This is a genomic window from Arenibacter echinorum (assembly GCF_003259375.1).
Taxonomy (GTDB): domain Bacteria; phylum Bacteroidota; class Bacteroidia; order Flavobacteriales; family Flavobacteriaceae; genus Arenibacter; species Arenibacter echinorum.
Map to the genome: position 1 here is coordinate 1 of NZ_QLLN01000009.1, position 14,611 is coordinate 14,611.

Sequence of the window (14,611 nt, forward strand, 5' to 3'; positions counted from 1 at the left end):
AAGGTGTTCTGCCCGAGCTTTCTGTTTCTCGAGCAATCTTACCTTTGCTTCTAACTCAAGTATTTTTTGTTCAGGTGTTTTGGCCATAGCATAATAAGGTCGATGTTCCCAATCAAAGTTACCATATTTCTTCAACCATTTGGTCACCGTTGAGTCTCCTTGAATACCATATTTGGCCTTTGCTTGAGCTTTCGTAAGAAGTCCTTGTTCAATTTCTTCAACTAATTGAAGCTTAAAAGAAATGGAGTAATCTTTTTGGGTACGCCTGGTATACCCCATATTTTCTGATGTTTTCATTACACTAAGTTTTTAGTGTATCACTATTTCAGGACGGGACAAAATAATAAAAAAAGAGGCTGTCCATATTCATGGACGGCCTCTTTTTAGTTTCTGGTGCCTAAAGTCCTATTCTAACACTAGGTGCACTGATCCCAACTCCCGTGCGGATAGTTGTTCCACTGGAATAGCTTCTATAACGATAAGGTTCGTTATGATAATAGTAGAAACTGGCGTGGGTATGGTAATGGTCGCTGTGGTGACAATGTGCATCACAATGACTGCGATGTTCCGCATAGGCATCCCTCTTACCTTTCATATACGCCTTGTACGCCCTTTTATCCCTTTTTTTCAATTGTCGCTCATAATCCTTTTGGGATTCCCAGAATTCTTCCTCCTCTTCTTCTGCCAATTCCTGTGATTGCTCAAATTTTGCATCCTCCTTGGCTCTTTGTTCATAATAAGTAAGTTTTTCCTGTTCGGTGGATTCTACTTCCTGGGCTATTGATCCGACAAAAGAAAAAAGTAGGATCACTATACTTAAAAATTGTAATCTATTCATAACTTAATTGTTTTGTTTAAACTGTGATTTTTTTAATAGCACTGTTTGTATACAAAACAACCAAAAGGAAAATTACCCTACCTCGTTTAGAAAAAAAAGATTTTCAAAAAACCTCCTTCTTGGAATTTGTGGTAAGTACATCCGGATGCATTAACGATTCTGCCAAACTACCAGTCTTCGGTAGTTCGTACTTGAAATAGAATTTCATAGTATGGATTTTGCTGTCGTAAAAGGCTTTGGAAAAAGCTTGGTCCTCCTCCTGTAAGTTACGCTGTGCATTTACAGCAATATCGAGCCATAACCATGCTATGACCACGTGACTTAAATATTCCATAAACAAATTGGCATCGGATAAATAACGTTCGTAATTTCCTTTTTTGGCAAAAGGCATTAGAAAATCCAATACCTCTCTAGTTAATTTAATTTTGTCCCCCAAACTTTTGGCCGATGAGCGCAATTCTTCAAACTCCATTGCCTCCTCTAGGGTATACAATATTTCCTTTAACAACAATTCCAGGGCTTCTCCATTTTCCATCGGAACCTTACGACCTAATAAATCTTGGGATTGTATACCCGTAGTACCCTCGTATATGCTAAATATCCTAATGTCACGATAGTATTGCTGAAGTATAAAATCGGAACAGAATCCATATCCGCCCAACACCTGCACCCCATTGCTCACAGATAAAGTTCCTGCCTCGGTGGGATAGGTCTTTACAATAGGAATTATCATTTCCAATAATAGACCGTACTTTTCCTTGGTTTCGAGGTCCTTGGTGGATTGTATAATATCGTAATACTTGGCGGCCAATAGCACCAAACTCAAAGAACCTTCGGCAATAGCCTTTTGCAATAACAGCATGCGTCTTACGTCTGGATGCTCAATTATTAAACACGGTTTTTCATCGGGATCTTTTTTTCCATCGCTGGAAAGTTTTCGTCCCTGGGGTCGTTCCATGGCATATTCCAAAGAAGCTTGGTAAGCTGCCATACTTATAGCTGCACCCCCGCGGCCTACACTTATCCTGGCACTGTTCATCATTAAGAACATATATTTAAGCCCCTTATGCGCCTCCCCTACCAGCCAGCCATGGCAATCGTCCTTGTCACCAAATCCTAGATGGGTCGTAGCATAACCCCGTTGACCCATTTTCTGGAAATCGGCCACGGTTATCACATCGTTATTTTCTAGACTTCCATCCCCACCTAACCTTAGCTTTGGTACTACAAATAAGGATATGCCCTTTGTTCCAGACGGAGCGCCTTCTATTCTTGCCAACAATAGGTGGACAACATTTTCTGCATATTGATGATCGCCACCTGAAATGAATATTTTTTGTCCGGATATTTTATAGTAACCATCCTGAGTAGGGGTTGCCTTAGTAGTGATATCCGATAAGGAACTACCTGCCTGGGGTTCCGTAAGACACATGGTACCTCCCCAGTCTCCAGACAACATGTTGGGAACATAGGTTTTCTTTAGGTTGTCGTCGGCGAAATGAACAATCAGCTCTGCAGCCCCTTGGGTCAGTCCTGCATATCCTGGCAGATGATTGTTTGCCGCCTCCTGAATATAGGCTGAAGCAGTATGGACTATAAAAGGTAACTGCAACCCCCCATCCGCATAATCAAATGGTCCGGAAATAATTCCCATTTCCCCACCTTTCTTCATCATTACATCAACCTGCTTATGCACCATTATGGTTCCATCTTTATACATGGCAGGCGTTTCATCCATCTCTTTGAAATAGGGAAATAATTCACGGTCGGAAAATTCCTTGATAGCATTTAAAAACAGATCCAAGGAATCCTTGTCATAATCTTGAAACCGTTCTGCTGTTAGCAAATTCTCCACCCCATGTACATGGTATAACAAATATTTTAATGTTGCGATATCTACATATTCCTTAGCCATGGTATTTATATTTAGTATTTATTGGTATTATATTCCCAAGATACAATTTACTCTTCTAATTGAGGCCCCTAGTAAAAAAATGAAGTTATTTGGGCAGTATGGGAGCTAAAAAAACTTGAATCTACTATTCTGCTCTCCCACGTCAAAAAGCAATCATAAGTTCCTTACCTTTAATTTTTATCGGGTTTAGGAAAAGAATGAACAACGAGCAGTCGGCAATAAAGACCACTTATTTCAGCATAGCTGGGAATATTGCTTTGGCCGTAATTAAAGGTTTGGCAGGTTTTTTTGGCAATTCCTACGCTTTAATAGCCGATGCCATAGAATCCACAACCGATATTTTTTCCTCCCTCTTGGTTCTGTTTGGACTTAAATACGCAAAAAGACCGGCAGACGAAAATCACCCCTACGGACATGGTAAGATTGAACCCCTTATTACTTTTTTGGTAGTAGGGTTTTTAATTACCTCGGCCACAATTATAGCCTATGAAAGTATTATGAACATTTTAACCCCACACAAAACACCAAAATCCTGGACACTATTGGTTCTGGGTGGCATTATTTTGTGGAAAGAGATTTCATATAGGGTAGTCTTAAAAATGAGTATCCAAACCAACAGTTCCTCCTTAAAAGCAGATGCATGGCATCATAGAAGCGATGCCATCACCTCCATTATGGCCTTCATAGGCATATCCATTGCCTTGATCTTTGGCAAAGGTTATGAAACGGCCGATGATTGGGCTGCCTTGGCGGCCTCATTTTTTATTTTTTATAATGGATATCTGATCTTTAGACCTGCCCTTGGAGAGATAATGGATGAGCATTTATACGATGACCTTATTGATGAAATTCGAGATGTTTCCTCAACTGTTGATGGTATATTGGGAACTGAAAAATGTTTTGTTCGGAAGGCAGGCACAAAATATCATATCGATCTTCATGCCCAAGTAAACGGCAGTATTAGTGTAAAAGAAGGGCATGACCTGTCCCATAGACTAAAGGACAGGCTCCGCAGGGATATACCCAACATTGGGCATGTATTGATTCATATAGAACCAAAATAAATAATTAAGCAGGCTATGTTCTAAAATAGACCTCATACAGAAATTAACAATTGTTGTCCAAAACTGTTAACTATTCTAATGAAAAATTACACATTAAAACCGTAAATTTGCACCTTTCTCAACCTTACAATTTACATATTAGATGATTCATTTCTTTGGAGACCTTAGCACTAAGATATTTGCGGTACAAACCAAAAACGACCTGACCCAAGAAGATAGCGTAAAACTTACGTGGTTGTTCGGCAACCAACCCAAGTTAAACGCGGCGTCATTGGACGCCTTTTTTGTTGGTCCCAGGGCAGCCATGATCACCCCTTGGAGCACCAATGCTACAGAGATAACCCAAAATATGGGGATTTCGGGTATTATTAGAATTGAGGAGTTTATTGCAGTAGACCAGGATGAAAAAGGGTTCGACCCCATGCTTTCCCAAAAATATAGTGGCCTTTCGCAGGATATTTTTAAGGTTGATGTAATGCCGGCGCCTATACTGGAAATATTGGATATTGCCCAATATAATGAACAGGAAGGATTGGCTCTGAGTGATGAAGAAGTAGCCTATCTACAACAAGTTTCCGATAAAATTGGCCGCAAACTTACAGATTCCGAAGTGTTTGGCTTTAGTCAAGTGAACTCTGAACATTGTAGGCATAAAATTTTTAATGGGACTTTTGTCATCGACGGAGTAGAAAAACCGTCATCACTTTTTAAGCTTATTAAAAAGACATCCCAGGAACATCCAGGGGATATCGTATCGGCATATAAGGATAATGTGGCCTTTCTAAAAGGGCCCAAAGTGGTGCAGTTTGCTCCCAAAAGTGCTGACAAACCAGATTTTTACCAAGAAAAACCGTTTGAATCGGTAATATCTTTAAAGGCTGAAACCCATAACTTCCCAACCACAGTAGAGCCTTTTAATGGCGCAGCCACTGGGGCTGGTGGAGAAATTAGGGACCGTTTGGCAGGAGGTAAAGGTTCCTTGCCCTTGGCAGGAACTGCGGTTTACATGACCGCCTATTCCCGTCTGGAAGAAAACAGGCCTTGGGAAAAGGGAATGCCAGAAAGGAATTGGTTATACCAGACCCCTATGGATATTTTAATAAAGGCATCCAACGGAGCTTCCGATTTTGGAAACAAATTTGGTCAACCCCTAATTGCCGGATCCGTACTTACTTTTGAACATGATGAAGCCAGTGAAAACCCTGGAACTGCCCAAGGTAGAAAATTAGGATACGACAAGGTAATTATGCAGGCCGGGGGTATTGGCTATGGAAAGGCTGAACAGGCAATAAAAGATATTCCCAAAACGGGCGATAAAATCGTGATCCTTGGAGGCGACAACTACCGTATTGGTATGGGCGGCGCTGCCGTATCCAGTGCCGATACTGGAGAATTTGGAGCAACTATAGAACTGAACGCCATTCAGCGTTCCAACCCTGAAATGCAAAAAAGGGCTGCAAACGCCATACGAGGAATGGTAGAGAGCGACCATAACCCTATCGTATCCATACACGATCATGGTGCAGGTGGACATTTAAATTGTCTGTCCGAATTGGTCGAGGATACGGGAGGAAAAATAGATTTGGATAAATTACCTATTGGAGACCCTACTCTATCGGCCAAAGAAACCATTGGGAACGAATCCCAAGAACGTATGGGCTTGGTCATCGGAAAAAAAGACGTTGATATGCTGCACCGAATTGCAGATAGGGAACGATCACCCATGTATGAGGTTGGTGATGTTACGGGAGACAACCGCTTTACATTTAAATCTGCCACAACGGGAGAAAGTCCAATGGACTTGGAACTATCAGATATGTTTGGGAGTTCTCCTAAAACTGTAATGAACGATTCCACAATAAAAAGAAAATATACGGCCCCATCCTATTCCCTGGAACACTTCCATGATTATTTGGACCAGGTACTGCAATTGGAAGCAGTAGCCGCCAAAGATTGGCTTACGAATAAGGTTGACCGTTGTGTAGGCGGAAAGGTAGCCAAACAGCAATGTGCAGGTCCTCTACAGTTACCCTTGAACAATTGTGGCGTTATGGCGTTGGATTATAAAGGGAAGGAAGGAATTGCCACCTCCATTGGCCACTCCCCTATTTCAGGATTGATCGACCCCGCTGCTGGAAGTAAAAATAGTATCGCGGAAGCCTTGACCAATATTGTTTGGGCACCTTTAAAAAATGGTTTGGACTCGGTTTCACTTTCCGCCAACTGGATGTGGCCCTGTAAAAATCCCGGGGAGGACGCAAGACTATATGAGGCGGTGCAGGCCATTTCAGATTTTGCAATCGAGCTTGGAATAAATGTCCCAACCGGAAAGGACTCCCTGTCCATGAAACAACGCTACAAGGACGCAGAAGTTATAGCTCCGGGAACCGTTATCATTTCCGCTGCCGGAAACTGTACCGATATTACCAAGGTGGTAGAGCCCGTATTACAAAAAAATGGCGGGGAAATCTACTACATCAATTTATCTCAAGATTCTTATAAATTGGGAGGATCTTCCTTTGGACAAATTTTAAACACCATTGGTGATGCTGCCCCCACTATAAATAATGCCGAAAATTTTAAGACCGTATTCAATACTTTCCAAGAATTAATTATTGACGGAAAAATTCTGGCCGGTCACGACGTGGCGTCGGGCGGATTGATTACGACGCTTTTGGAACTTTGTTTTGCCGACCTTGATTTGGGTGCTACATTGGACTTGACAAACATAGGTGAAGCCGATACCATCAAATTATTGTTTTCAGAAAATGCGGGAATTGTTTTTCAAGCTAAGGACAGCTCGGTAGAAAAAGTATTGGCCAATGCAGGAATTGAGCATTTCAAAATTGGATCGGTAAGCGCAACACCTACCCTGACCATAAAAAATCAGGGGATGGAAATGGGATTGAACATCAATTCCCTACGTGACAACTGGTTTAAAACATCCTATCTATTGGACCGAAGGCAAACGGCCAACAACTTGGCCAAAGAGCGCTATAACAATTACAAAAATCAGCCATTAAACTATACTTTCCCAGCTCATTTTGACGGAAAGTTGCCTGCGAAGGCCAATGCGCGACCAAAGGCGGCCATACTGCGTGAAAAAGGCAGTAACTCGGAACGCGAAATGGCCAATGCCATGTACCTGGCCGGTTTTGATGTTAAGGATGTTCATATGACCGACCTAATATCCGGAAGGGAGACTTTGGAAGATATTCAATTTATAGGTGCCGTGGGTGGATTCTCTAACTCCGATGTATTGGGAAGCGCCAAAGGTTGGGCAGGAGCCTTTAAATACAACGAAAAAGCCAATACTGCATTAAAGAATTTCTTTGCCAGACCCGATACCCTTTCCATAGGTATTTGTAACGGTTGTCAGCTATTCATGGAATTAGAATTGATTAATCCTGAGCACACCGAACACGGAAAAATGACCTTTAATGATTCCCATAAACACGAAAGCGGATTTACTTCCGTGGTTGTTCAAAAGAACAATTCCGTTATGCTCTCAAGTTTGGAAGGAGCCAATTTAGGGGTTTGGATTTCCCATGGGGAAGGAAAATTTAAATTACCCTTGTCCAAAGATAATTACAATATTGTGGCCAATTATGGTTACGCAGCTTATCCGGCGAACCCCAATGGCAGTGATTTCAATACAGCCATGCTATGTGATGCCTCAGGGCGACATCTGGTGACTATGCCACACATAGAGCGTTCCATTTTCCAGTGGAATTGGGCACATTACCCTGCGGGCAGAAAGGATGAGGTTTCACCATGGTTGGAGGCATTTGTCAACGCCAGAAAATGGCTGGAGACCCATAAGGATTAATTATGACCTTTAGACAAGCTACCAAGGAAGACCTTCCGGCGATAATAGAAATGATAGCCAATGATACCTTGGGCCAATTAAGGGAGAGATATGAGGATCCGCTTCCCAAAGAGTATTATAATGCTTTTGAAAGAATTGATGGTGACAGGAATCAGGAACTGATGGTTATAGAGAATTCTGAGCGCGAAGTGGTAGGGTCTTTTCAATTGAGTTTTCTCCAATACCTCACCTATGTAGGCGGCATCCGCTGTCTTGTAGAAAATGTGCATGTAAGGGAGGATCAAACGGGCAAGGGAATAGGCAAACAAATGTTTCAATGGATTATTGAAAGAGCAAAGGAAAAAGGCGTTCACCTTATACAGCTAACATCCAACAAACTACGGCCCAATGCTATTCGGTTTTATGAAGGCATCGGATTCAAAGCTACCCACGAAGGATTTAAACTTCACCTATAAGTCCAAAAATTAAAATCCCTTGAATAGAAGTTTGACTTTTATGCCATATTAGCATTTAATCTCAACTCCTTTTCAAGGGATTTTTATAATATATAATTGTTATTCCTCTAGGCAAAGCCTAGGATAATGTTTATTTCTTGGAATAATCCGCATGTATTGCCTTATCAAAAGCCTCCCAATGCTCTGGCTTCATTCTTTCGGGGGTAAAAAGGCATATGCCAGCTGCTCCGTTCTCCATAGAAGTTCTTATGGCTGTTTCTATTTCCGAAGGCAATAATCCGTGATTTTCAGGGTCGTTTTCCTTTGTTTTGTTCTCCGGGTTCGGACATATGAAAAGTCCACTGTAAATGGGCTTTTCTCCCTTTACGGATTCCACTTCCTCCTTGGTTATTTCCCCAACCCATTCAGGACTCTTTAGGTAAAAGTCGTTGTAATTCATAGGATAAAAGGCATCCAAGTCCCATTTGTTCCATTCCTGTCTAACCATTTTCATTGCATTGCTAGGCCCAGGAAAAACAGCTGCATTTATTTTTTTGCCCTTGTCATGTACTACCTTGGCCAAACGATTTACAATGCTGGTGATTAAATCATATCTAAACTGCTTCCATTCCTGAACTTTGGAAGGATCTTCGACCTCCTTTATGTCTATTCCGGATTGTTCTTTAAAATCAGCTACACATTTATCACAATAGCAATAATCGGCAACTGGATATTCCTCGTTCATCACTAGCCCGTATTTATCCCAAAGGCCTTCTGCCAATATTACATCCGGGAAACGGATATAATCCAAATGTATCCCGTCCACTTCTTCCACAGCTGCAATATTCCCGTACAGTTCAGACAAAAAAGTGAATGAGCCCTCCTTATTGGGACAAAGAAATTTGTAATATGAAACATATACCGGTTTATCAAAAGCTGATTCCCCATTTCGGTTGATTGCATAAAGATCCTGAGGTAATTTAGGATTGTCTCCCTGCACCATTGTGGGCACCCAAGTATGGAATTCCATTCCCGCGTCCTTTACCAATTTACCAACCCGCTTATAGGTTTCCGGATTATGTCCACCATTATACATTAGTCCATCAATCCCCTTCTCCTTATAATTTTTAAAAGTTGCTATCAATTCTTGATCTGTAGCCTCTCCAGGACCACCGGTCCATGCATAAACAGGGATTTTGGATTTTTCGGCACAGGAAATCATGGTAAAAATAACTACTGCCGTTACAAAAAGCTTTTTCATTGGTTTAGTTTAATTGTTAATAATAATTACATATAAGTCACACATAAACGCTCCAGAGGTCATCAAAAAAGGTAGAAGCGTTTATTTAGGAATATGGTGCATTAAAGTTTGAACTTAATCATTTTGTGGTTTCCAAACTATAATTCTTAGCTAAGTAACCTCGGAATTAATACAAACAACATTATTGTGCCTTAGAATTAATTCTACTTTAGTATTCATTAATAAGGGTAAATCTTTTACGTAATTTATCGAATCTTATTCAAAAATGGGCAAAAATCCGTAATAAATCATGGCTCCTGAAGATCAAATCACTATTTTAAAATATCCCGATTACAGCTCCCCAATCCATATAAACAAAGCCAAAGAGATACAAATTATAGAAGATAAAATGAAGACTCCATAATTTTTTTACATTTTTTATACGAATGTGATTTTAAAATACCGTTCCCTTTTCTTAATTTGCGATTAAGAACAGCAAATTAAATATGCAAGAAATCACCCGCCTTTTTGATTTTCCTTACTATCAATTAGAGAAATTCAATTTAAAAAAATCACTGGTTACAAAGTATAATGGAGAATGGGTATCAACATCTACCCAGGAATATGTAGACAAGGCAAATGCTATAAGTAGGGCTTTGTTGCGATTAGGGGTAAAACCCAATGATAAAATTGCCCTTATTTCCATGACCAACAGAACGGAATGGAATATAATGGATATTGGAATACTACAGTTAGGCGCCCAAAATGTGCCTATCTACCCTACTATATCAGAGGAAGACTACCAATATGTCCTAAACCATTCAGAGGCAAAATATGTTTTTGTGTCCTGTACGGAAGTTTTTGACAAGGTTAATGCCGTAAAAGCGAATACTCCGCATTTAAAGGATGTATACTCTTTTGATGTACTGGAAAACTGTAAAAATTGGAGTGAAATCTTGGAAATGGGTGCGGATACCTCCAACCAAAATGAGGTTGAAAAACTTAAGGATAAGGTTAAACCAGATGATTTGGCCACCTTGATTTATACATCGGGTACAACTGGCCGACCTAAAGGGGTTATGCTTACCCACAACAATGTGGTGTGCAATGCCATAGAAAGTTCTAAACGGCTGCCTATAGATTACGGCAATACCACATGTTTAAGCTTTTTGCCCGTCTGCCATATCTACGAAAGAATGATGGTTTATCTATATCAATACGCAGGGGTTACCATATATTTTGCTGAGTCAATGGACAAAATAAGTGAAAACTTAAAAGAGTGCGCTCCCCATGTTATGACTGCTGTTCCTAGGTTGTTGGAAAAAGTCTATGATAAAATCATTGCCAAAGGAACAACACTAACCGGCATTAAAAGAAAATTATTTTTCTGGGCTGTTGAAGTCGGTCTGAAATATGAACCATACGGCCAAAACGGATGGTGGTACGAACAAAAATTGGCTCTTGCCAGAAAATTAATTTTTAGCAAGTGGAAGGAAGGCCTAGGCGGTAATCTTTCCTTAATATCTTCAGGTAGCGCCGCCTTACAGCCTAGATTGGCGCGTATTTTCAATGCCGCCGGCTTTGGAGTCATGGAAGGATACGGACTTACTGAAACTTCACCGGTAGTTTCAGTGAACGATATGAGAGATGGCGGATTTAAAATAGGGACCGTTGGAAAATTATTGGCTAATACAGAGGTAAAAATTGCAGAAGATGGAGAAATATGCGTTAAAGGGCCACAAGTAATGTTAGGTTATTACAAGGATGATGAAAAAACAGCTGAGGTCTTAAAGGATGGATATTTTCATACAGGGGATATAGGTGAAATTGATGCCGATGGATTTCTCAAGATTACAGACAGAAAGAAAGAGATGTTCAAAACATCCGGAGGTAAATATGTTGCGCCCCAACTATTGGAGAACAGGTTTAAGCAATCCAGATTTATAGAACAAATAATGGTTGTTGGTGAAGGAGAAAAAATGCCTGCGGCTTTGATACAACCAGATTTCGAATTTTTACACAATTGGGCCAAAATGCATAACATAGAGGTTGGCGACAATAGAAAAATGGTCCAAAATGAAAAAGTAATTTCAAGGTTCCAAGAAGAAGTGGATGCTGCCAATGAAAGTTTTGCCAAATGGGAAAAGGTAAAACAATTTAGACTTACACCAGATGTTTGGAGCATAGACCAAGGGCACCTAACGCCCACCATGAAACTAAAACGTAAAATTGTCAAGGAAAAATATATAGATCTTTACAATAACATTTACGAGCATTAGTGGATTGTCCGATACTAAATTAAAAACAGCTTCTTTAACGGGAAGCTGTTTTATTTTATAGAACCTCTATTTTTTTTGAAATATATTATGCATGCATAATATATTTTTATATCTTTGGAAGAACCAACAAAACAGCATGCAAGACATAACAATAGATTACGCGCTCCGAGCAACTTGGCAAGCGGTAACAAAGATGTATAACGAGGAGGCGAGGAAATTCAATAGTACCATGGCCGTAGGCTTCACATTATTGAGTATAGACCCAAAAACTGGCACCCCTTCGACCGCCCTTGGCCCAAAAATGGGTATGGAGGCCACGAGTCTATCGCGGATATTGAAAAGTATGGAGGAAAAAGGGCTTATTGAACGTAGGCCCAACCCCAATGATGGTAGGGGCGTTCTGATACACCTCACAGCTTTTGGCCTGGAAAAGAGGAAGGATTCAAAAGATGTTGTACTTCGTTTCAACGATGTGGTGAGGACACATGTGCCCACAGAAAAATTGGAAACTTTTTTTGAGGTAACGGAGATTATTAACAAATTAATTGCGGAAAAGAAAATTTATTAATAAAGTTAAAAAACTAGTTAACACCTTTTTATTGATGAACAAACACATTAAAAAAGTAGCAGTTATTGGTTCAGGTATCATGGGAAGCGGCATAGCCTGCCATTTTGCCAATATAGGAGTGGAAGTATTGCTTTTGGATATTATACCACGGGAACTAAATGATAAAGAAAAAGCAAATGGCCTTACCCTAGAGGATAAGGTAGTTAGAAATAGATTGGTAAACGATTCCTTGGCCGCTGCATTAAAATCCAAACCCTCCCCTATTTATCATCAAAATTTCGCCCAAAGAATCTCGACCGGGAATCTTGAGGACGACATTTCCAAAGTTGGACAGGTAGATTGGATCATTGAAGTGGTAGTAGAACGTCTGGATATCAAAAAAATAGTTTTTGAAAAACTCGATAAACATAGAACACCGGGCACTTTAATTACTTCCAACACTTCGGGCATACCTATAAAATTTATGAGTGAGGGAAGAAGTGAAGATTTCCAAAAACATTTCTGTGGAACACACTTTTTTAATCCGGCCCGATACTTAAAACTTTTTGAAATAATTCCTGGACCCAAAACTTCTCAAGAAGTATTGGATTTTTTAAATGGCTATGGGGAACAGTTTTTAGGCAAGACCTCGGTGATAGCCAAAGACACTCCAGCGTTTATTGGTAATAGAATAGGAACCTTTAGCATAATGAGTTTGTTCCATGCCGTAAAGGAAATGGACCTTACCGTTGAAGAAATAGATAAACTTTCAGGTCCGGTAATAGGCAGGCCAAAATCGGCCACCTTCCGCACCGTAGACGTTGTTGGCTTGGACACTCTGGTGCATGTAGCCAATGGTATTGCAGAAAACTGTAAGGATGATGAAAGACGGGAGCAATTTACACTTCCTGATTTTATCGGAAAAATGATGGAAAATAAATGGTTCGGAAGTAAAACAGGGCAAGGCTTTTATAAAAAGGAAGGTCGGGAAATATTGGCCCTGGACCTGAACACCATGGAATACAGGCCTAGTAAAAAGGCTAGTTTCGCTACTCTTGAGCTCACCAAATCCATAGAAAATGTAATCGACCGATTTAAGGTCCTGGTTACCGGAAAGGACAAGGCAGGAGCCTTTTACAGAAAAAGTTTTTCTTCATTATTCGAGTATGCTTCCAATAGGATACCCGAAATAACCGGAGAATTATATAAAATAGATGACGCCATGAAAGCAGGTTTTGCCTGGGGACATGGCCCCTTTCAAATTTGGGATGCCATAGGAGTTGAAAAAGGAATTGAAATGATGAAGGCTGAAGGTTTTCAGCCGGCAGCCTGGGTTACCGAAATGATATCCTCTGGAAATAAATCGTTCTACACCATTAAAGACGGGGCAACCTATTATTACGACATCCGTAAAAAGGCGATGGAGAAAATACCTGGTCAGGATGCCTTTATCATTTTGGACAATATTAGAAAATCCAACGAGGTATGGAAAAACTCTGGTGTTGTCATTGAGGATTTGGGTGACGGTATATTAAATGTGGAATTTCAATCCAAAATGAACACCATTGGGGGCGATGTTTTAGCAGGACTCAACAAGGCCATCGATTTGGCCGAAAAAGACTTTCAAGGTCTGGTGGTGGGCAACCAAGCACCCAACTTTTCTGTTGGTGCCAATATTGGAATGATATTTATGATGGCCGTAGAACAGGAATACGATGAGCTTAATATGGCCATAAAGATGTTCCAGGATACGATGATGCGCATGCGCTACTCATCCATTCCGACAGTTTCAGCCCCGCATGGGATGGCCTTGGGCGGTGGTTGCGAGCTGTCCTTACATGCCGATAAGGTTGTTGCAGCGGCTGAAACCTACATGGGACTGGTAGAATTCGGAGTTGGGGTTATACCGGGAGGTGGTGGTTCCAAGGAAATGGCCTTAAGGGCATCGGATACCTTTAGGAAAAATGATGTTGAGCTCAATGTACTTCAAGAATATTTCCTCACCATTGGGATGGCAAAAGTTTCAACATCCGCTTATGAGGCCTATGATATGGGAGTACTTGAAAAAGGGAAAGATATAGTGGTCGTAAACAAGGACCGACAAATTGCAACGGCAAAGGCCTACGCCAAACTAATGGCAGAACAGGGCTACACCCAACCTCCTAAGAGAAAAGACGTAAAGGTTCTTGGAAAACAGGCCCTAGGAATGTTTTTGGTAGGAACGGATGCCATGGAGGACAGTAATTATATAAGCGAACACGACCATAAGATTGCCAACAAATTAGCCTATGTAATGGCCGGGGGTGACTTGTCGGAGCCAACTTTGGTAACAGAGCAATATCTTTTGGATCTGGAACGGGAAGCGTTCTTATCTTTATGCACGGAAAGAAAAACCTTGGAGCGCATACAGCATATGCTGAAGACAGGGAAACCGTTGCGGAATTAAGGTAATAGACGACTAGACC

10 protein-coding genes are annotated in these 14,611 nt (G+C 40.8%); 6 read left to right on the forward strand and 4 right to left on the reverse strand.

Annotated features, from left to right (window positions below; all coding sequences use genetic code 11):
• The 3 genes from LV92_RS19405 to LV92_RS19415 form a co-directional block, all read right to left on the reverse strand.
• On the reverse strand, positions 1–297 hold a 297-nt coding region (locus tag LV92_RS19405; RefSeq protein ID WP_146613562.1), incomplete at its 3' end, for a transposase.
• Positions 298–397: 100 nt separating this feature from the next.
• A complete protein-coding gene (locus LV92_RS19410) occupies positions 398–838 on the reverse strand; it encodes a hypothetical protein (protein WP_111625269.1) in 441 nt (146 codons plus the stop codon).
• A 103-nt stretch (positions 839–941) separates the two neighbouring features.
• A complete protein-coding gene (locus tag LV92_RS19415) occupies positions 942–2,753 on the reverse strand; it encodes an acyl-CoA dehydrogenase (protein WP_111625270.1) in 1,812 nt (603 codons plus the stop codon).
• Between the two features lie 197 nt (positions 2,754–2,950).
• On the opposite strand from LV92_RS19415, the gene LV92_RS19420 reads away from it, so the two are divergent.
• The 3 genes from LV92_RS19420 to LV92_RS19430 all read left to right on the forward strand — a co-directional run bounded on the left by LV92_RS19420 (position 2,951) and on the right by LV92_RS19430 (position 8,101).
• The gene (locus LV92_RS19420; protein WP_111625271.1) at positions 2,951–3,817 is read left to right on the forward strand and encodes a cation diffusion facilitator family transporter; all 867 of its coding nucleotides are present in this window, start codon (positions 2,951–2,953) and stop codon (positions 3,815–3,817) included.
• Between the two features lie 142 nt (positions 3,818–3,959).
• The gene (purL, locus tag LV92_RS19425; protein ID WP_111625272.1) at positions 3,960–7,646 is read left to right on the forward strand and encodes a phosphoribosylformylglycinamidine synthase; all 3,687 of its coding nucleotides are present in this window, start codon (positions 3,960–3,962) and stop codon (positions 7,644–7,646) included.
• A gap of 2 nt (positions 7,647–7,648) precedes the next feature.
• A complete protein-coding gene (locus tag LV92_RS19430; protein ID WP_111625273.1) occupies positions 7,649–8,101 on the forward strand; it encodes a GNAT family N-acetyltransferase in 453 nt (150 codons plus the stop codon).
• A gap of 130 nt (positions 8,102–8,231) precedes the next feature.
• On the opposite strand, the gene LV92_RS19435 is transcribed toward LV92_RS19430, so the two are convergent.
• Positions 8,232–9,341, reverse strand: coding sequence for a glycoside hydrolase family 10 protein (locus LV92_RS19435; protein WP_111625274.1), 1,110 nt, complete (start codon positions 9,339–9,341; stop codon positions 8,232–8,234).
• Positions 9,342–9,826: 485 nt separating this feature from the next.
• Here LV92_RS19435 and LV92_RS19440 point away from each other — a divergent pair, with 485 nt between their 5' ends.
• The 3 genes from LV92_RS19440 to LV92_RS19450 all read left to right on the forward strand — a co-directional run bounded on the left by LV92_RS19440 (position 9,827) and on the right by LV92_RS19450 (position 14,592).
• On the forward strand, positions 9,827–11,599 hold the full coding sequence (locus tag LV92_RS19440) for an AMP-dependent synthetase/ligase (protein WP_111625275.1): 1,773 nt from the start codon (positions 9,827–9,829) through the stop codon (positions 11,597–11,599).
• A 136-nt stretch (positions 11,600–11,735) separates the two neighbouring features.
• Positions 11,736–12,167: a MarR family winged helix-turn-helix transcriptional regulator gene (locus LV92_RS19445; RefSeq protein WP_111625369.1), complete on the forward strand. Its 432-nt coding sequence runs from the start codon at positions 11,736–11,738 to the stop codon at positions 12,165–12,167.
• Between the two features lie 34 nt (positions 12,168–12,201).
• The gene (locus LV92_RS19450) at positions 12,202–14,592 is read left to right on the forward strand and encodes a 3-hydroxyacyl-CoA dehydrogenase/enoyl-CoA hydratase family protein (protein WP_111625370.1); all 2,391 of its coding nucleotides are present in this window, start codon (positions 12,202–12,204) and stop codon (positions 14,590–14,592) included.
• The last annotated feature ends 19 nt before the right edge of the window (positions 14,593–14,611 follow it).